The following is an 18,953-nucleotide window of genomic DNA, read 5'->3' on the forward strand; positions in this document are numbered from 1 at the left end:
TATGTTTTTTCTGTTTTAAGAATAATCTAACAGTTTAATTAATTCATATTTTATACTTTTTTTCCTTCTAAGTAAAGTTATTATATTCACTAAATTAATACACATATACATCTAGACTCTGTCTCCCCCAATTAGATGCTTTTCCTTCACTATTCATAAATATATCTATTCTGTTCCCTTTAATTGCACCTCCACAGTCTTCTGCAACAAATGTCATACCTAATCTAGGTATATATACTTTTGTTCCATATGGTATTATATTTGGGTCAACTGCAATTACCCCCCATCTTGGTGTTGTACCAGTAGATGTTATAGTATCTCCTGCATATGCAGTAGCAACTACTCTCATATGTTTTCCTCCTCTTGTATTTGCTCCTCTTGATGCAATTAATACTTTTTCTTTAGTTCCATTTTTTATAATTTTTGCAGTTGGTTCTTTAGAAATCACTTCTTTTGATAAGACTTTTTTGACTAGCTTTCCATCATGGTAAGTTAAATTATAGACTAGTTTTTTCTCTCCCTCTATTCCCTCCTGATAGACTTTAGATTTTCCTTTTACTAAATTGCTATCATTCACATGTTTTGTGTCAAATGGTATTTTTTCAAATTCTTCTTTTTGATTTTTAGTTACTTTAACAACCTTGATTTTCATGTTATCCTTTAATTCTGTATTCAAACTTGGATTAATTTTATCTTCAGAATTGTATTTCACTCCCTGTTCATCCAAAAGTTCTTCAACTGTCTTTTTAAATGAAGACACTTTTTGTTCTTGGCCTTTAACAGTTAGACTTATCTCTTCTTTATTTAATATAGAATATATACTTACTAAACTCATTAAAATTGATACACTTAATAAAGATGATATTATTATTTTCTTTTCTCTTTTCTCCATAATATTTCCCCTTTCATGTTCAAATTTTAAATTAACTTATTTATTACAGTTTTAATCTTATATTATATATGTATATTATAACTTTCTAAATTTATGTAACTTTTTTGTAACTTCTAAATTTGTTTTATTCATAATTTTTTTATATTCTACGGTTAATGACTTATTTCATACAAATTAAATCTCTATGTTTGATAACTTATTTCATGCAAATAAAAAGCTAGAAACAAGATATTTACTTTATTAAGTATCCTGATTTCCAGCTTTTTATTTACTAATTTCAGTTCGTCACACTAAACATTTATTTATCTTTTAACATTTTCTCCAATTCTGAAACCTTTTTAATTATAGATTCAAAAATTGGTTCTTCTCTTAATTCATTAAAACTATTATCATTAAACATGATAAGTAGATTAGTATATACATTAAAAGTATATGAATTTCTAGATTTTACTTTATCAAAAAACATCATTTGACTTGTATCTGAACTTTCATGTAGGTGATATTTTTCTAATATTTCATTTAAACCATATAAAGCTTCTTTAGCTTCTTCTTTCATATTAAAAAATAAGAAATTTAAAGATAACTCTATGTAGTCCATGTATATTCCAAAAAAAGCTCCTCTATTTTCACTAAATTTTTTCTTTATTTCTAAAGATATATTTGCATATCCTAATGATTTATTTTTTATATATTCCATTTCTTTTTCTGTTGTTTTTTTGTTATAGCTTCCATCATCTAATTCTTTCTTTAATTCTTTATATTTGTTTTTACATACATTAATTAATCCTTTACAATCCAGAGTTGCATTAAATACATCGCTAAATAATTTATTTTGAAGTAATGTTTCTGCTTCATCCAATCTATTCTGACTTAAATATATCATAGCTAAATTAACACTTGTGTCTCCTATTGGTTTATGTATCATATTTAAATATAATTCTGCCTTTTCGTAATCGTCTAACATATAATATGCATTTGATAAAATAAGAAGCGCTGTTTCTTTAATCTGAATATCATCTGTATTTCTAACTATATCTTCAAGAATATTTGTTGTTTCTTTAATTTTACTATTGAATTTATCTTTACCAAATTTATATGAATACATTTGGTATAGCGAACTTATTTTTAACTTTAGCAGATAACTTTGAGGATATTTCTCCATATACATATTAGCAAGTCTTTCTACAGATTCTAAATCTTCTTTAAATTCTTCTAATGGTTCCTCTATTAATAAATCAATTTCTACTTTAGCAAGAGTTGCTTCTAGTTCTTTATAGACTTTCATTACTTCTTCTTCACTTAAATCTACTTTATAGTTTAAAAGTTTATCAACAGATACATTAAAAAAATCTGCTAATACTGGCAATAGTTCTATATCTGGATAGGAATTTCCACTTTCCCATTTAGATACTGCTGGTGTTGACACTCCTATAAACTTTGCTAATTGTTCTTGTGTTAAACTTTTTTCTTTTCTCAATGTTTGTATGACTTCACCTATTTTAATTCGCATATATACCTCCTTAATGTATATCTCTTAATTTAAGTATATTAAAAAAGCATTTATTAGTAAATTGAGGTAAAGTTAACAAAAGACTTATAATTTAACTATTGGTTAAATTATAAGTTAAAAGCTTATTTCATTGACTACAAAATTCCCATTTTTCATTTAACCAACAAATAACATCCTCAAAAACTTCCTCTTTATTTATCTCATTCAATAATTCATGTCTTCCATCTTTATAGAGTTTACATGTTACATCTTTTACTCCTAATTTTATATATCTATCCCTTAGCCTTAAGACACCCTTACCATTTTTACCTATAGGGTCTTTATCTCCAGATATTATATAAATAGGAATATCAAGTGGTATCTTTTTTAAGTTTTCTTTATCCTCTATTTCTTTTAATCCTTGCACTAAATCATAAAAAAAGCCACAAGTACATACCACCCCACAAAATGGGTCATTTATATATTTTTCAACTTGTTCTTTATCTCTACTTAACCAATCAAATTTAGTATTTTTATTTCTTCTTATGCTTTCTCCACCAAATATTAAATCATTTATTTTATTGCTTCGAGAATTTCTTCCATACTTTTTAATCTCATGATTAATTATTAGATGAGCAAAATTTAGAATAATACCTTGTTTTCCATTTGAACCACATAATATAAGACCAGATAAATTATCACTGTAATCCATTATGTATCTTTGACTCGCAAATGACCCCATACTATGCCCAAATAAATAAATTGGCAAATCTTTATTTTCCTTTTTTATAATACTTGTTAAAGTATTCATATCTTCTACAAGGCATCTAAAACCTTCTTTTTCAGCTAGATGCCCAACATTCTCTACTGTCTTTGCGGTTTTTCCATGTCCTCTATGGTCATTTATATATACTATATATCCATTTTTAGTAAGCTCTTTAGCAAAAACTTCATACCGTTGTGCAGTTTCTGCCATTCCATGGGCAATTTGTACAATTGCCTTTGGGTTTTCTATACTTTCATCTTCCCATTTATATGTATATATATCTAAATCTTCTTTTCCCTTGAAAGTAAAATTTGTACACTTCATAATTACTCCTCCAGCCTGAATTTATTCAACATATTAACTTATATACTATATTACTACAATTTTCAAGTCAAAACGTTCTATATAAGTTTCTTACTTATTAATTATTAGCATAAATTGCTATACAAGTGTTGCTCTAAATAACTATATAATAATTTAGTTATTGAATATTAATTATTTAGAGAGAACATTTAACTATACTTGGACATCATATTGACATTATATTCAATTCGTGATATTCTGTTTTCGTCAAAATAGTATCTAAATACAAAGGAGATATTTTATGGATTATTCAAATGAATTGAAAGAATTGTTTCTAATGAATCAAACATATGCAACTCTTTTTACTCTTACAAACAAAATACAAATAGAAGGCGATAAGTATTTTGATGTACTTACTTCAAGACAATATATGACTATTTTATCTATTCTTCACTTACCAGAAGAAGAAACAACATTAAATAATATTGCACGAAAAATGGGTACAAGTAAACAAAATATAAATAGAATAGTTGCTAACCTTGAAAAAAATGAATATGTTCAGGTAGTTCCAAGCCCAAATGATAAAAGAGCAATTAATGTAAAGGTTACCGATTTAGGAAAACAAGTCATGATTAAATGTAGTAGAGTTGGAATAAATTTTATGGCAGATGTATTTCATGAGTTTACTCAAGACGAATTAGAAACCTTGTGGAGTTTACTAAAAAAAATGTATCGTTTTAATGGCGAAGAACAAGATGGATTTGAAGACGATGCTAATTTTATGGAGGATGAAGAACTTGATAAAATTAAAGCTGAAGCACTTAAAGAATTCTCAAGAAGAAGAAATAAAGTAAATAAAAAAGATTAATATTATAATGAAAAAGCTATCTATAATATCACAATATTTTTAAATGCTCATGAGATTAAAGATGGAGGTTTGAAATATAGATATTTGTATAATATAAATCAAAACATGAAAACGGCGACTTTAGTTTTTGCAAAATCGCCGTTAAATCTATTTATCCTTTTATAAATTTGAATAACTTTTATAGTCTTTTGTTGACTGTATTAAGGTCATTGAACTTGAAATCATGCGAGATTATGAAAATCAGATTATAGTAAGTTGCTTAGATAAGATTCTCAAACATTATAAGCTTATTCTTACATTAAAATACATAGATGAATTATCTATAGATGTAACCAAACTGGTTTTCTATGATTGTCTGAAATTTCAAATGGCTTCATCATTTCTCACTCTACTTCCAGCCTGAAAGGGAGAGAATTGATAGGAATTTCTACTTTTCACTCTTAGTCGCCACACAGAAATGATTCCAGTTGCATTTTCGAATAAAAAAATACACCCATCACATGATGCAGACCAATCTGGTCAGTCCACTCATCTATTAGTTCTATTATCCCTTTAGGTGAGTCATTGTTGAATTTCCATTCGATATAACAGTGTAGCATATCAAAGAGTAATAGAAATACAATAAGCATAATCAGCTTTTTCATCTTCTTCATTTTGATATTACCTATTTCAATTTTCTTCACTATGTTTTAGCCCTTTCAGTATAAAGGCAGAAAGACAGATGCACAGCAACAATATTATAGTACTCCCCATTATTTTTCCTACAGTGGTTATGTGGTAACCAGAAAAGTTAAATATAGCTGAAATAGGATAAAAGGTTTTTAGAGTATTTGACATACTAGCAAATAGTCCAGTAACAGAATAAATTTCAGTAAATACTAACGCAAGCCAATACCCTTTTTTCATACGTGATACCAGCGCGATAATGGGTGAAATTGCAAGGAATACACCTACACCACCTAAAAAATATTCTTTCAAAGAACTTAAAATCAGTTCTACTGATAAATCGGAAAGATGTAAAATAACTTCAGTCAAAAATGTTATGGCAAAGAGCAACAAATAAAGGAGTATGCTAAATGCAAAAGTAACAATCATTTTTGCAATGGTTAATTTTGCTTCATTTACAGGAATTAGGCGCAGAGATTTTATGGTATCATCATCTTCTTCACGACAAATCATATAACTCCCTAAAAGGGCAATGACTGCTGGAAGAACAAAAAAAGTTGCCCAGGGTTGAACTTCGTCCATATACCACCCTGCATTGTCTATATACCGAGAGCCCTCATATACAGTTTTTAATCCATAGTGTAAATCTGGTCCATCATGCACACCTTGTCCTCCTGCAAAAATCATAGTAGCTACCATAACTATTGCAAAAACTGCAATCCAAACAACCTTTGAACGGCGAAGCTTTTGGCTTTCAGCCCAAAGTAATTTTTGCATGATTCATACCTCACTTTCTTTTTCTTAATGCTATATTTACAAGTACTATTGAAACAATATCCCAAATGCAAATACAAAGAAATGCAAGTGGAATGTTAATTGCCTGTGTATATACAAGACCTGGAATATCTTTATTTCGCATAACGATAACTGCCATACTGGATAACGGGTGTAAATACATATTTACTGTCATTAAGATAAAACCAGAAAAGGCATACACCAATGTTATACAAGTTGGGAGAATGTATCCTTTTTGCGACACAGCGATTGCTAAAATTGGTAGCATTACAAAAGCAATAATAACACCAAATTCCAAACATTTTTTCAGTAAATATAAAACGCTTCCCCATTCAAATACGACATATCCAGGAAGTATACTGAATATAATAGAAGCAATGGCTGTAATCAGCATGAAACAAATAGAGTAAATCAAAACCACAAAAAATTTACTGAAAAAGTATCCCATTTTGCTTATAGGCACAATCAAAAGTTGTTTGAGTATATCATACTGATTTTCTTCGCGCATAAGTATCGTACAAAGCATTCCCAAAACGACAGGCAAAATAATAAAAATAGTATAACTGAACGCAGACCATTTATAAAATTGTATTGGGTCAACATCAGTTTCTCCCAAATGCTTGAAATATAATAGTGCGAAAAATGGCATAATGAGAGTAGCTAACAACATTAACCAAATAAGTTTCTTGCGGCGCAGTTTAAGAAATTCTGTTTGAATAAATTTAAGCAATGCCTTCTCCTCCTGTAATTTTTTTGAAATAGTCCTCTAAAGTATCATTACAAATCCCCGAACTAGTTACAGTAACATTCTGCATAACAAGGGCTTTATTTATTTCACCCATATTCAGATTAGTGTCGTAAATACGTAAGCTATGGCTGTCTTGAACAGAATAATCTTTTAAGTTGAATTGACGCTCTAAAATCAGTAAAGCTTTTGGAGTATCTGACACTTGCAGCAGTATATATTTACGATTTTTCTTTTCTAGTTGACTCATGCTGCTTTCTTCCAAGAGGACACCATTGTTGATAATTCCAATATCATCAGCCAATAATGAAATTTCCGAAAGAATATGACTTGAAATAAGAATCGTTTTTCCGCACTCAACACTTAAATGTTTAATAAAATCTCTCATTTCAGCAATGCCAATAGGGTCAAGACCGTTTGTAGGTTCATCCAAAATCAGCACTTCTGGGTCATGTAAAATAGCATTTGCAATTCCCAGACGCTGTTTCATTCCAAGTGAATACTTACCAAACAGCTTTTTGTCTTTATAATGCAATCCTACTATTTTCAATGCGTTTTCAACTGCGTGTGGGCTGGCTGTGCCGCGCAGCTTCGCAAAAATTTCAAGATTTTCTGTTCCAGTTAAATTTGGATAAAATCCTGGTGTTTCAATAATTGCGCCAATACGAGGATATATTTGTTTTTCTCTACCTTTGATATTTTTTCCGAATACAGTTACTTCGCCAGAAGTGATAGGCGTCAGTCCTAAAATCATTTTCATAATCGTGGTTTTACCAGCTCCATTGCGTCCTAACAAACCATAAATTTGACCTTTTTTAATATGGAGATTGACTTTGCTAACCACTTCCTGTTCTCCATAAACTTTTGTCAGATGTTTTGTTTCAATCACAAAATCATTCATATAAAATTTCCTCACTTTCCATAAAACTACTTTTGTCATGTGATAACTGATAGAATATCAGAAACAATCACAATTAGAAGTATACAACATAAACCTTGCCAAAACCTTGCTAAAACCTTGCTTTTATCTTGTTTTAGCAGAAAGAAAGCCCTGCATTTTACAGAGCTTTCGGAAGCAATATTGTAAATATAGTCCCCATATTAATGGTGCTGTTGGCGGTAATCGTTCCTTTGTGAACATTGATAAGTTCTTTTACAATCGCCAATCCTAAGCGATTACCTTTTGATGACCTAGAATGGTCACATTGATACATTCTTTCAAAGATATGTGGGAGATTATCAGAAGATATTCCTTTCCCGTTATCTTCTACTACAATTTTGACTTGCTGTTCATTTTCAAAAATACGTAGTGTTACTTTATCTCCATCACTATGCCTAATGATATTTTGTAATAGATTATTAAGAATGCGGGTATATGCGTTTACATCTATGTGCATAGCATACTCAGTTTCAGGTATATCAATTTCATATTCAAAATGGCATTTTTCTAAAATAGGAACCCAATCAGCTATAATATTACGAGATAATTCATTCAAATCGAAAAGTTCAAAATGAAAAATCTGTTCCCTAGAATCCAATTTCACCCATTCAAATAGATTTTCTACAAAATGTTTTAAGTGTTGGGCTTTATTATACGCAACATGTATATATTCGTCCTTTTCTTCTCCTACAACAATATCAGTTTCGATTGCCTCCAAATAACCAACCAAAGAAGCAAGTGGAGTTTTTACATCATGGGAAAGACTTGTCATTAGCTGTTTGTATGCTTGTTCCGATTGTTTCTGCTGGATAAGCTGTGATTGACTGTTGATTGCAATTTTGTTAATATCATAGCAAATTTGTCTTGTTATATCACTCTTCCTTGTTAAAACACGTCGGTTAAGGTTCCCGTTTTTTATATCTTCTAAAGCATATTTTATAAGTGCAAGCTGTGTTCGGACACGCCACAAAATAGAAACGAGATACACTATAATAATTAAAGCAAGAGCAAATGCAAAAAGCAGATAAACATTCATATTTAGGTTATGCCTCCTTATTAAAACGATAGCCAACACCTCGGACTGTCAAAATATAAAATGGATGTCCAGGGTCTGCTTCAATCTTTTTCCGTAATTTACTGATAAAAGACATAATATTACTATCGTCAAAAGCATATTCTTCTCCCCACACTTGCATATAAATCTGTTTTTTGGTAAACACTCGTCCTTTATTAGAAGCCAGAAAAGAAAGTAAATCAAATTCTTTGCTTGTAAGCTGAACAGTAATATTGTCAACGGAAACAACGCGATTTGTTCTGTCAATAACCATGCCTTTTATTATTATGCAATCTGTATCTGTTACAAAAGTAGGGTTTAACATAGTATAACGGCGAATAAGAGAATTGATACGAGCCATAAGCTCATTTATGCAGAATGGCTTTGTTAGATAATCGTCAGCACCTAGACGCAACCCAGAAACTTTATCATTCTCGTCACTTTTAGCGGTAAGCATAAGTACTGGGACATTACTTGTTTCCCTAATTTTTTTCAGAACTTGAAACCCATCTATGTCTGGCATCATTACATCCAAAATCACAAGAGAGCAGCTATTTTTGTTTTCATCAGTCAGGCGTAATCCCTCCACACCTCCATGTGCAATAATAGCAGATAAATTTTCTTGCTCTACACATTTTTTCATAAGAGCACAAAGCTCTTTGTCATCGTCTATAATCACAACATTATTCATATTATAGCTCCTTTCTCCTCTTTGTTCTACTATACGACTTTTTAGAGTCTTTTAGTATTAGCCACATATAATCAATTTTTGAAAATTCCAGTATATTTTGCACCATCTTTCAGAAATGCCCCATTTTATCGTCACTTAGGGGCAAGACATATATTCCATATTCAAATGGTTCTTTCGTTATAATATATCAGCATATATTATATATGGAGAACCAAATAAAATCAAGAAATGGAGTGCGAATACCATGATTTATTTTGCCTAATAATAAGAACTACGTAAATATCCCTAAAAAGAAAGGAGAACAGTAAAATGTAACTAGGTGAATAACTATTGCAAAAAGAACTCAGTATCAAATATCAATACTGAGTTCTTTCAACATTATAATTAGTCTCTCATAAAAATTATATCATTTAGCTTTTGTAAATCATTAAATGGTTGACTACAACTATTATTTTGACATACATAATAAGTAGTTTTGTCGTTTTTTAATCTATAATTATTTAAAAAATCTATCTTAGTATTTTCTTCATTGTATTTTTTTACTAAAAAAGTTGAATTTGGTAAAAAATTTTCACTTACTAAAGTCTTAAAACCAATTAAATCAGAGTTTTCCTTTAAAATACATATGATTTCTTTTGTAGGATAAAGTTCATACATTAATGAAAGCATATAAAAACTATATCCTGTTGGTGAATTTTTTACACTATCTGAATAAAGCTTTAATTGCTTGTATGACAATTCTTCAAGTTTATTGTCACCAGTAGTTTTTGCAAGTCTTATAAGATTATATAATTGTACAGAATTACCTGATGGAATAGCTCCATCATACAAGTCTTTTGGTCTTGCTATTAAATTTTCACTATCTTTACCATATAGGTAAAATCCACTTTTTTCATAGTCCCAAAAAAGCTCAATACAACTTTCATTTAATTTTAATGCCTCTTCTAAATACTTTATATCAAATGTTGATTCATAAAGTTCTATATATGCCCATATTAAAAATGCATAATCATCCAAATATGCTAAATAATCAGCACTACCATCTCTATATCTAGCTAATAATCTACCTGCTTTATTCACAAGATTACTATTTATAAAATCAATACACTTATTTGAATACTCTAAATATCTATCCATTTTTAGAGTTTTATAAGCCTTTGCTAAAGCTACTACCATCAATGCATTCCATGATGTCAGAATTTTATCATCTTTATGCAAAGAAGTTCTTTCTCTCCTATATTCAAATACCTTTTTACTCAAATTAGCTATTCTTTCATTATACTTATCATATTCTTTATTTTCTATGAGATTAGGAATACTTTTCCCCTCAAAATTTCCACTACTAGTTATATCAAAATAATCATTAAAGAATTTTCCATCTTCTTCACCTAATATATCAATTATTTCAAGTGGATTAAATGTATAAAATTTACCTTCCTCGCCCTCACTATCTGCATCTTGTGCTGAATAAAATCCACCTTCTTTATCTTGCATCTCTCTAATTACATAATCTATAGTTTTTATAGCAATTTCTTTATATAACTCTTTCTTGGTTATCTTGTATGCATCTAAATATGCAACTGTAAGCATAGCATTGTCATATAGCATCTTTTCAAAATGAGGTGCTAACCATTTTTTATCAGTGGAATATCTTGAAAAACCAAATCCAATATGGTCAAATAGACCTCCTCTGTACATTCCATCTAAAGTTTTTTCCACCATTTTTAATACATCTTCATCTTTTTCTATACTATAGTATTTCATCAAAAACATAAGATTTTGAGGACTTGGAAACTTAGGTGCATTACCAAAACCACCATATTTATCATCATAAATAGTTTTAAATATTCTAACTGATGAACTCAACATATCTTTTGATAAATCACCATCTGTATTTTTCACTCCAAAATCATCTTTAAGAGCCTCTACTATTTCATTTCCAGATTTTATAAGCATATCCTTATTTGTATTCCATTTGTCAGATACATTTTCCAATAAATCTATAACACCTGGTCTATTATATCTTGAGTATTTTGGAAAATAAGTTCCTGCAAAAAAAGGTTTTTTATCAGGAGTCATTATTATAGTCATTGGCCATCCACCACTACCTGTCATTGCTTGACAAACTGTCATATACACACTATCTATATCTGGTCTTTCTTCCTTGTCTACTTTTATTGCTATAAAGTTTTTGTTCATTATTTCAGCAACTTCTTCATCTTCAAAAGATTCATTTTCCATAACATGACACCAGTGGCAAGTTGAATATCCAATACTTAAAAATATCGGTTTATCTTCTTCCTTTGCCTTTTTAAAAGTTTCGTCGTTCCAACTATGCCAATTTATGGGATTATATGCATGTTGCAGAAGATATGGAGATTTCTCACTTATTAAATTATTAGGTTTTTTATTCGTTGCCATAATACCACCTCATTTATTATTTTGTTATATGTTTTGCAATAAAAAAATAGATATACACTTATAATAAGCATATACCCATTTTTAACTGTATATATTTAAGTTTTTATCTACTTAATTCCTCTAGGCAAATAATTTTTAAAATACCTACCAAAACAAAACAATACAAGAAATATCAAGCTATTTCTTTAAAGGTTTTTCAAAAGAAGGAGGATTGATATCTATCTTAGTATCATGATTTGGTCCTGGAGTTGATAAATCGAAGTATAGCTTAGAATCTTCTGTAACTCCAAAATCCTTGTTTGAACCTGTATCTTTAACCTTGTTTAAAGCATCTCTAAATAAAGCATTATGTGCTTCTTCTCTATTAAGTAAAAAATCAATTGTTTCTTTTACATATTTATCATCAATTTGTCTATATAGATGCTCATAAACTACCTTTGCTCTTTGTTCAGAAGCTATATTTGAAAGTAAATCAGCTACTAAATCACCTGTAACTGTAACATAATCAGCAGTCCATGGAGCTCCTGATGAATTTATTAATACTGGTGATAATCCAGTTAAAACATGAGTTTCGATTTCCCCTGTATCAACTGCTTTGTAATCAACATCATGCCCATTTAATAAATTTATAGTTTGACCTACCATTTCCATATGACTAAGTTCTTCTGCTGCTATATCAAGAAATAAATCTTTTATTTGAGGGTCTTTTATTCTAAAGCTTTGAGCTAAATATTGCATTGCTGCTTTTAATTCTCCATTTCCACCACCTAACTGTTCTTGCATCAAAACGGCATATTGAGGGTTTGGTCTTTCTACTTTTACTTCTTTTAATAAAGCTTTATCATGCTTAAACATATAAATACCTCCGTAAATTATTATTCAGAATTATTATTTACTTAAGTTACATTATTATTCTAAATTCCATCATTAATATTTAATCAATACTTTATCATACATGAATTAAATTATTATAAAACTAAAAAATATTAATCTATACTTGAGATTATTGTAAAATAAAAAACTGAATATCAATAAAAGTTTAATAAAAAACTTTATCAATATTCAGTATCAATTTTTAGTTACATATCAAATTTTCTAATGCATCATTAGGAGCTACAATAGGATAAACATCATAGTCTTTATCTATATCACATTGTAAAAACACAGGTTTATTAAAATCTATTGCATCCAAAATTCTTTCTAATCCTTCCATATCACATGCTTTATATCCATCTATATTATAAGCATTTACAAGCTTAACATAGTCTACATTTTCATTAATATCAGTTTGAGAGTATCTTTGATTAGAAAATAATTTCTGCCATTGTCTTACCATTCCTAGAGTTCTATTATTAAGCAATAAAATAAGCATAGGTACATTATAATTTGCAACTGTAGCTAACTCATTACAATTCATTCTAAAGCTTCCATCACCAGTAACTAAAACTACATTTTTATCTAAATTACCAACTTTAGTTCCAATAGCTGCTCCTAGACCAAATCCCATAGTTCCTAGACCTGCTGATGTTATAAAACTTTTATTTCCTTTAAAATCCCAATACTTTGCAGACCACATTTGGTGCTGGCCAACATCAGTAACAACTACAGTTGGATTTGCCAATTGCTCGTATTTTTCGTTTATTTTTCTAAGTATATTCTGTGGATGAAACTCTTTTTCCTCTACACCCTCACCTTTTCTAAAGGTCTTTATTTCCTCTTTCCAATTGCTATTGTCCTTACCTTCAACTCTTTCTAGTAGTAGACTAAGAACCATCTTTACATCTCCAACTAAAGATATATTGGACTTTATATTTTTACTTATTTCAGATGGGTCTATATCTATGTGTATTACTTTTGCATTTTTAGCAAATTCAGAACTTTTACTTATTACTCTATCACTAAATCTTGCACCTATCGCTATCACTAAATCTGAATTAGAAAGTGCTAAGTTACTTTCTCTACTTCCATGCATTCCAACCATTCCAAGAGATAATTCATTTTTTCTATCTATATTTCCAAGTCCCATAAGTGTATTTAATATAGGTGTATCTATCTTAGTTGCAAATTTTACAAGAACTTCTTCACTATTGGATGATTTAACACCTCCACCAGCATAGATTATAGGTTTTTTAGACTCTTTTATCATCTCCACTGCATCTTTTAAAAGTTTAAAGTTGTTTTCATCATCTAAGTCAAAATCATCCTTATAATCCATATACTCATCTATTTGACATAAACCATAGTCCTCATCATTAAAATCCATTTCTGCTAAAAACAAATCCTTTGGAACATCCACAAGTACAGGTCCTTTTCTACCTGAGTTTGCAACTTTAAAAGCTTCTTTTATTGTAGGTACTAACTCTTTAGTATTTCTAACTAGATAATTGTGCTTTGTCATAGATAAGGTTGCTCCAGTTATATCAATTTCTTGAAAAGAATCTTTCCCCAATAAACTAGTTGGAACTTGACCTGAAATTACAACCATAGGAGAAGAATCCATAAAGGCTGTTGCTATACCAGTTATAGCATTCGTTGCTCCTGGTCCAGATGTTGTAAAACAAACCCCCACTGTATTAGTGCTTCTTGCATATCCATCTGCTGCATGAACCAAACCTTGTTCATGTGAAGTCCTTATATGTTTAAAATAATCTGTATAATCATATAGAGCATCATAAAGAGGTATTACTGCTCCACCAGGATATCCAAATATTGTGTCAACTCCCTCTTTCTTTAAACATTCTAAAATTACCTTTGCTCCGTTCATACGCACTACTATGCACCACTCTTTCCCTCAAACTAATCCATTTAATATATTTATTTCAAGAATGACATCATACTTCTTAAATTTCTACCAACTTCAGCTATTTCTGTAGCATATTCTGCTTCTCTAGTTTTTAGGAAGTTTTCACGCCCTTCTTCATTTTCTTTAATCCATGCCTTAGCAAATTTTCCATTTTGTATATCTTCTAATACATCCTGCATACCTTGTTTTGCTGCATCAGTTATTACTCTTTTACCAGATACATAATCTCCATATTCTGCTGTATCACTTATGCTGTATCTCATTCTTTCAAATCCACCTTCATATATAAGGTCAACTATTAGTTTCATTTCATGTAGACATTCAAAATATGCTACTTCCTTTTGATACCCTGCATCTACAAGTGTCTTATATCCTAATTTTATAAGTTCACTTATACCACCACAAAGTACTGATTGCTCTCCAAATAAGTCAGTTTCTGTTTCTTCTTTAAAAGTAGTTTCTAAAACACCTGCTCTTGTAGCTCCTATTCCTTTTGCATATGCCAAAACTGTCTCTGTGGCTTTTTTAGTGTAATCTTGATATACTGCAAACAATGCTGGAACTCCACTTCCTTTAGTAAATACATTTCTAACTAAGTGACCAGGTCCTTTAGGAGCTACCATTACAACATCAACAAATTCTGGTGGTTGTACTTGATTATAGTGTATATTGAATCCATGTGCAAATGCTAATGTTTGACCTTCTTTTAAATTATCTCTAACGCTTTCTTCATAAACTTTCTTTTGCTTTTCATCAGGCATTAACAACATTGTTAAATCACTTTCTCTCGTAGCCTCTGCTACACTTTTTACTTCAAATCCATCTTCCTTTGCTTTTTGCGCTGACTTACTTCCATCATAAAGTCCTATCACTACATCCACACCATTATCTCTAAGATTTTGTGCATGTGCATGACCTTGACTTCCATATCCTAAAACTGCAACCTTTTTATTTTTTAAAACCTCTAAATTTACATCATTTTCATAATACATCTTTGCCATCTTTACTTCCTCCCAATATTTTCTCTCAATTATTTTGTGATATTTATTTTTATTAGAAATTTATACTCATTATCATTGATTCTATGCTACTTAACAAACTTTATTTTCTAATTTATAGAATTTTAATCTTCAGAATCTCAATATTTATAGTTTTAATAATCTTAATATTTATAATTTTCAGTTTTTAGAATTTGTAATAGGTTTATAATTTCAATAATAATCGTATTTTTAATCTAAAATTTTTCTCATCTAATATTTTTCTTTAGTTTTTATTTAAACATTAGTTTCTTCATACTAGTTTTTAATTTTTATAAGTCATATTTAATTAGTGTCTTACTTGTTCAACAGTTATTTCTCTTATATCATGTAGTTTCTTCATGTGATTTAAGACACTATCTAGAGATGTCTTTTCTTCATTTACTATCAATTTTATACCTGAATTATTCATATTATCTACAGTCATACTTATTGATTGTATATCAACTTCTCTTCTTCTAAGTGTCATCGCCACTCTTAAAAAAGAATCTATTCCTTGGTTTAATTTAGCATATACAGTATTTTCCATAAAAAACTCCTCCTTATTTTTTATTATTATTTTCATTAATTTTATATGGATTAATCTTTTATATCGCTCAAAATAAAAAAACTTTCATCTTTATAAGCAATATAAATATTACTTATAAGGACGAAAGTTAAATTCCGCGGTACCACCTTATTTGTAGATATAAAAAATATATCTACCACTCTTTTTTCAGGTCGGGTAATTGATTACCTTAACCTTAGCCATATAACGTTGGCAGACGTTTGTACTTACTAAAATATATTCAGTACAAAAGCTCCAGAGTGATCATTATACTACTGTTAACACCAATTCTCAGCAACATTGGTTCTCTGTAGATAACTCTATTAGTATTGTTGTCTCTGTCATTGCTTTTATCTATCTAATTTTTTTAACTTTGTTTTGCTGTTAATATAGATTATATTATCTATCTTTTGGAATGTCAACGACTTTTTTAAAATTTTCAGATTATTTTTTTTCTTCGCAATAATCACTTTTTTATATTTTAAATGAACATTTGAAATAATCGTTTTCATATTATTATCTTATATCCATTTTTTTTAAGCCAATTTTCTTTATCTTTATACTCTGGCATAATATTTTTTACCAAATCATAAAATTTTTTTGAGTGATTCATATGTAATAAATGACTAAACTCATGTACTATTATATAGTCAATTACATCTAATCTCGCCATAGATATTTTTGAATTTATATAAATATTTTTTTGAGATGTACAACTCCCCCATCTACTTTTTTGTTCTTTTACTTTTACATTAACTGGTGTTAGTTGCTTCATTATATCACAATTCGACTTAAGAAAATCGATTCTTTTTGAAACAATTCTTTGACTTTCATTTTTGTACCAACACTGTAAAGATTTTTTGATAAAATCTTTACTTAGGTCATTTGTTTTAACAATTATTTTATATTCTTCAAGATTTATTTTACACTTACTTTTTTTCGCACAATCATCCAAAGTTTTATTTACAACTAAGCAATATTCTTCACCAAGATAAAGAAATTTGTCACCTGTCATAAATGTTCTTTGTTTGTATGCTTCCTCTCTGTCTTTATACTCACCAGATTTTTTAAGTATCCAGTCTCCTTTTTTAATTATTATTTCTTCTATTGTTTTTTTAGAAACTTTAGGTGGACTTATTACAACTACTTTGCCAAATGAGTCTATTTTTATGCAAATATTTTTTCTATTTTTATACAGTAATACTGCTTCTATTTCTTTATTTTTAAAATTAATATTTAAAATCTGATAATCTTTGCTCATCATTTTCATTAATTTCTTTTTTCCTTATTTGCTCTACAATTTATAAGTTCAGCTGCTATACACACAGCTATTTCTGCTGGTGTTTGAGCATCTAATTTTATTCCTATTGGAGCATGTACTTTATTTAGTTCTTGCTTACTGAACCCCTTTTTCATAAGTTTTTCGTATGTCAATCCAATTTTTGTTCTACTTCCAATCATACCTATATAGCAAGGATTCGTTTTAAGAGCCCATTCCAATGAACTTGAATCATATAGATGACCTCTCGTTAAAATAATTATATAGCTATTCTCATCAATTGGAAAATCTGGTATATTTTCAAAAGAATCTAAAACTACCACTTCTGAGTGTGGAAATCTTTCAGAATTAGCAAATTCCTCTCTATCATCTATTACTATTGTTCTAAACTCTAGAAGTGATAATATTACTGCTACATCTTTTGAAATATGACCTGCACCAAATATATATGCTTTACTTATATTTTCTTTTAAGTTTTTATTAAATCTTTCTAAATTGCTCTTCAAATTACTATCAATAAAATCTATCTGTATTTCTCCAGTACCACCACATATCATTCCAAGCTTTGCTATATCAGTTTTATTTAGAGTAAATTTATACAACATTGACTCTCTATTTTTTATAACATTAATTGAATGTTTTATGCATGTTGCTTCTACACTTCCCCCACCTACAGAACCAAATATAGAGCCATCACTTTTTACAATCATCATTGCTCCAGTTTCACGTGGTGTTGAACCTGAGTGAGAAGTTATTGTAGCAAATGCAAAGTCCTCATTATTTTCTATTAACTTTATCGCTTGTTCATATATATTCATATATTTCTCCTTACTAGTCTATTTAAAAATCTTCTATATGTCTACTTTAAGTTTTTTATTACTTTGTCTGGTATTACAAACTCAACTGGCCCCATATACCCAGGAGCTACTTCATATTCATCAAAACTAATTACAAGGTTTCCATCTTTATTAAAATAGAAATCTTGATACTTATTTATAGACTTAAAATTTTTTACTGGGGAATCTTTTTCTTGGTCTATAAAATATGATTTTGTATTGTCTTTCTTAATTTGATTTTTCATCTGTCCTTTTATATTATCACTTATAGCATCCATATATCTACTATCTTTAAAAAATATTGGTAAGTTTAATAGTATTTCTCTATTTTTATCAATAGTATAATGTGTTTTAGTTACATATGAGGAAGCTTCTATCTCTTCTTTTTTAACTTCTATAGATAAAAAGCCCTTAGAATTATTTTTTACACTATAACTTACATTTAAGTATCTATGACCTTTGTTGTTTTCTTTTTTCATTTTATTTTGAAATTCACTATAAAGTTTTTTCACATTTTCCATAAATTCATTGTTTAATTTATTCTCTAAATCTTTATCTTTTAAACCTTCTATCTTAGGAATTTTGATATTGACTTCATAATTATCTTGTTTCAAACTATAATTTTTAGCATTTATCACTTTTATCGGATTATTTTTTATAACTCTATCAGAAGAACTTCCTGCAAATATAGGATTTACATTTACTAATGCTACAAGTAGACACACTGAAATCACAGCAATTTTAAATATAGATTTTTTAAGTTTTTTATATGTATTCATATTAACCTCCTTAATATATTTATATATAAATTACTATTCTAT

General features: G+C 29.1%; 17 protein-coding genes and 1 other annotated feature. Of the genes, 1 reads left to right on the forward strand and 16 read right to left on the reverse strand.

From position 1 onward, the window contains the following. Window positions 1-94 precede the first annotated feature (94 nt). The 3 genes from JJC01_12745 to JJC01_12755 form a co-directional block, all read right to left on the reverse strand. Complete coding sequence (locus tag JJC01_12745) at window positions 95-892, reverse strand: G5 domain-containing protein (GenBank protein UDN57040.1); 798 nt, start codon at window positions 890-892, stop codon at window positions 95-97. Between the two features lie 298 nt (window positions 893-1,190). Further along, entirely contained in the window at window positions 1,191-2,402 is a 1,212-nt protein-coding gene (locus JJC01_12750) for a helix-turn-helix domain-containing protein (GenBank protein ID UDN57041.1), read from the reverse strand. A gap of 127 nt (window positions 2,403-2,529) precedes the next feature. Further along, window positions 2,530-3,471, reverse strand: a complete 942-nt coding sequence (locus JJC01_12755) for a lysophospholipase (protein ID UDN57042.1) — start codon at window positions 3,469-3,471, stop codon at window positions 2,530-2,532. A 280-nt stretch (window positions 3,472-3,751) separates the two neighbouring features. Between JJC01_12755 and JJC01_12760 the strand changes: the two genes are divergently transcribed. Beyond that, on the forward strand, window positions 3,752-4,318 hold the full coding sequence (locus tag JJC01_12760) for a MarR family transcriptional regulator (protein UDN57043.1): 567 nt from the start codon (window positions 3,752-3,754) through the stop codon (window positions 4,316-4,318). Between the two features lie 669 nt (window positions 4,319-4,987). Here JJC01_12760 and JJC01_12765 read toward each other — a convergent pair. The 13 genes from JJC01_12765 to JJC01_12825 form a co-directional block, all read right to left on the reverse strand. Continuing rightward, on the reverse strand, window positions 4,988-5,761 hold the full coding sequence (locus JJC01_12765; GenBank protein ID UDN57044.1) for an ABC transporter permease: 774 nt from the start codon (window positions 5,759-5,761) through the stop codon (window positions 4,988-4,990). Window positions 5,762-5,771: 10 nt separating this feature from the next. After that, the gene (locus JJC01_12770) at window positions 5,772-6,509 is read right to left on the reverse strand and encodes an ABC transporter permease (protein ID UDN57045.1); all 738 of its coding nucleotides are present in this window, start codon (window positions 6,507-6,509) and stop codon (window positions 5,772-5,774) included. Further along, a complete protein-coding gene (locus JJC01_12775) occupies window positions 6,502-7,425 on the reverse strand; it encodes an ABC transporter ATP-binding protein (protein UDN57046.1) in 924 nt (307 codons plus the stop codon). Before JJC01_12775 ends, JJC01_12770 begins: the two co-directional genes overlap by 8 nt. Before the next feature lie 157 nt (window positions 7,426-7,582). After that, window positions 7,583-8,500 carry a HAMP domain-containing histidine kinase gene (locus tag JJC01_12780; GenBank protein ID UDN57047.1) on the reverse strand — a complete coding sequence of 306 codons (918 nt, stop codon included), beginning with the start codon at window positions 8,498-8,500 and terminating at the stop codon, window positions 7,583-7,585. A gap of 7 nt (window positions 8,501-8,507) precedes the next feature. Next, window positions 8,508-9,209: a response regulator transcription factor gene (locus JJC01_12785; GenBank protein UDN57048.1), complete on the reverse strand. Its 702-nt coding sequence runs from the start codon at window positions 9,207-9,209 to the stop codon at window positions 8,508-8,510. Window positions 9,210-9,593: 384 nt separating this feature from the next. After that, the gene (locus JJC01_12790; GenBank protein ID UDN57049.1) at window positions 9,594-11,630 is read right to left on the reverse strand and encodes a thioredoxin domain-containing protein; all 2,037 of its coding nucleotides are present in this window, start codon (window positions 11,628-11,630) and stop codon (window positions 9,594-9,596) included. A gap of 177 nt (window positions 11,631-11,807) precedes the next feature. Further along, a complete protein-coding gene (locus JJC01_12795) occupies window positions 11,808-12,485 on the reverse strand; it encodes a manganese catalase family protein (GenBank protein UDN57050.1) in 678 nt (225 codons plus the stop codon). Window positions 12,486-12,705: 220 nt separating this feature from the next. Further along, window positions 12,706-14,394 (reverse strand): biosynthetic-type acetolactate synthase large subunit, encoded by a 1,689-nt coding sequence (gene ilvB, locus JJC01_12800; GenBank protein UDN57051.1) that lies wholly within the window; start codon window positions 14,392-14,394, stop codon window positions 12,706-12,708. Between the two features lie 50 nt (window positions 14,395-14,444). Further along, window positions 14,445-15,434, reverse strand: coding sequence for a ketol-acid reductoisomerase (gene ilvC, locus JJC01_12805; protein UDN57052.1), 990 nt, complete (start codon window positions 15,432-15,434; stop codon window positions 14,445-14,447). Window positions 15,435-15,759: 325 nt separating this feature from the next. Then, window positions 15,760-15,999, reverse strand: coding sequence for an ACT domain-containing protein (locus JJC01_12810; protein UDN57053.1), 240 nt, complete (start codon window positions 15,997-15,999; stop codon window positions 15,760-15,762). 113 nt (window positions 16,000-16,112) lie between these two features. Then, window positions 16,113-16,371 (reverse strand) — a binding site (T-box leader). 154 nt (window positions 16,372-16,525) lie between these two features. Further along, complete coding sequence (locus tag JJC01_12815; protein UDN57054.1) at window positions 16,526-17,287, reverse strand: M48 family metallopeptidase; 762 nt, start codon at window positions 17,285-17,287, stop codon at window positions 16,526-16,528. After that, window positions 17,287-18,114, reverse strand: a complete 828-nt coding sequence (locus tag JJC01_12820) for an XdhC family protein (GenBank protein ID UDN57055.1) — start codon at window positions 18,112-18,114, stop codon at window positions 17,287-17,289. The genes JJC01_12815 and JJC01_12820 overlap by 1 nt, the downstream gene beginning before the upstream one ends. Before the next feature lie 41 nt (window positions 18,115-18,155). Further along, window positions 18,156-18,911 carry a DUF3298 and DUF4163 domain-containing protein gene (locus tag JJC01_12825; protein UDN57056.1) on the reverse strand — a complete coding sequence of 252 codons (756 nt, stop codon included), beginning with the start codon at window positions 18,909-18,911 and terminating at the stop codon, window positions 18,156-18,158. Window positions 18,912-18,953 lie beyond the last annotated feature (42 nt).

Source organism: Clostridioides sp. ES-S-0010-02 (assembly GCA_020641055.1).
Taxonomy (GTDB): Bacteria; Bacillota; Clostridia; order Peptostreptococcales; family Peptostreptococcaceae; genus Clostridioides.

Excerpts from the sequence above, each read along its gene's own strand:
- JJC01_12745 (UDN57040.1), bottom strand. The coding sequence starts at position 892 with ATGGAGAAAAGAGAAAAGAAAATAATAATATCATCTTTATTAAGTGTA.
- JJC01_12750 (UDN57041.1), bottom strand. The coding sequence starts at position 2,402 with ATGCGAATTAAAATAGGTGAAGTCATACAAACATTGAGAAAAGAAAAA.
- JJC01_12755 (UDN57042.1), bottom strand. The coding sequence starts at position 3,471 with ATGAAGTGTACAAATTTTACTTTCAAGGGAAAAGAAGATTTAGATATA.
- JJC01_12760 (UDN57043.1), top strand. The coding sequence starts at position 3,752 with ATGGATTATTCAAATGAATTGAAAGAATTGTTTCTAATGAATCAAACA.
- JJC01_12765 (UDN57044.1), bottom strand. The coding sequence starts at position 5,761 with ATGCAAAAATTACTTTGGGCTGAAAGCCAAAAGCTTCGCCGTTCAAAG.
- JJC01_12775 (UDN57046.1), bottom strand. The coding sequence starts at position 7,425 with ATGAATGATTTTGTGATTGAAACAAAACATCTGACAAAAGTTTATGGA.
- JJC01_12780 (UDN57047.1), bottom strand. The coding sequence starts at position 8,500 with ATGAATGTTTATCTGCTTTTTGCATTTGCTCTTGCTTTAATTATTATA.
- JJC01_12785 (UDN57048.1), bottom strand. The coding sequence starts at position 9,209 with ATGAATAATGTTGTGATTATAGACGATGACAAAGAGCTTTGTGCTCTT.
- JJC01_12790 (UDN57049.1), bottom strand. The coding sequence starts at position 11,630 with ATGGCAACGAATAAAAAACCTAATAATTTAATAAGTGAGAAATCTCCA.
- JJC01_12795 (UDN57050.1), bottom strand. The coding sequence starts at position 12,485 with ATGTTTAAGCATGATAAAGCTTTATTAAAAGAAGTAAAAGTAGAAAGA.
- ilvB (UDN57051.1), bottom strand. The coding sequence starts at position 14,394 with ATGAACGGAGCAAAGGTAATTTTAGAATGTTTAAAGAAAGAGGGAGTT.
- ilvC (UDN57052.1), bottom strand. The coding sequence starts at position 15,434 with ATGGCAAAGATGTATTATGAAAATGATGTAAATTTAGAGGTTTTAAAA.
- JJC01_12810 (UDN57053.1), bottom strand. The coding sequence starts at position 15,999 with ATGGAAAATACTGTATATGCTAAATTAAACCAAGGAATAGATTCTTTT.
- JJC01_12815 (UDN57054.1), bottom strand. The coding sequence starts at position 17,287 with ATGAAAATGATGAGCAAAGATTATCAGATTTTAAATATTAATTTTAAA.
- JJC01_12820 (UDN57055.1), bottom strand. The coding sequence starts at position 18,114 with ATGAATATATATGAACAAGCGATAAAGTTAATAGAAAATAATGAGGAC.
- JJC01_12825 (UDN57056.1), bottom strand. The coding sequence starts at position 18,911 with ATGAATACATATAAAAAACTTAAAAAATCTATATTTAAAATTGCTGTG.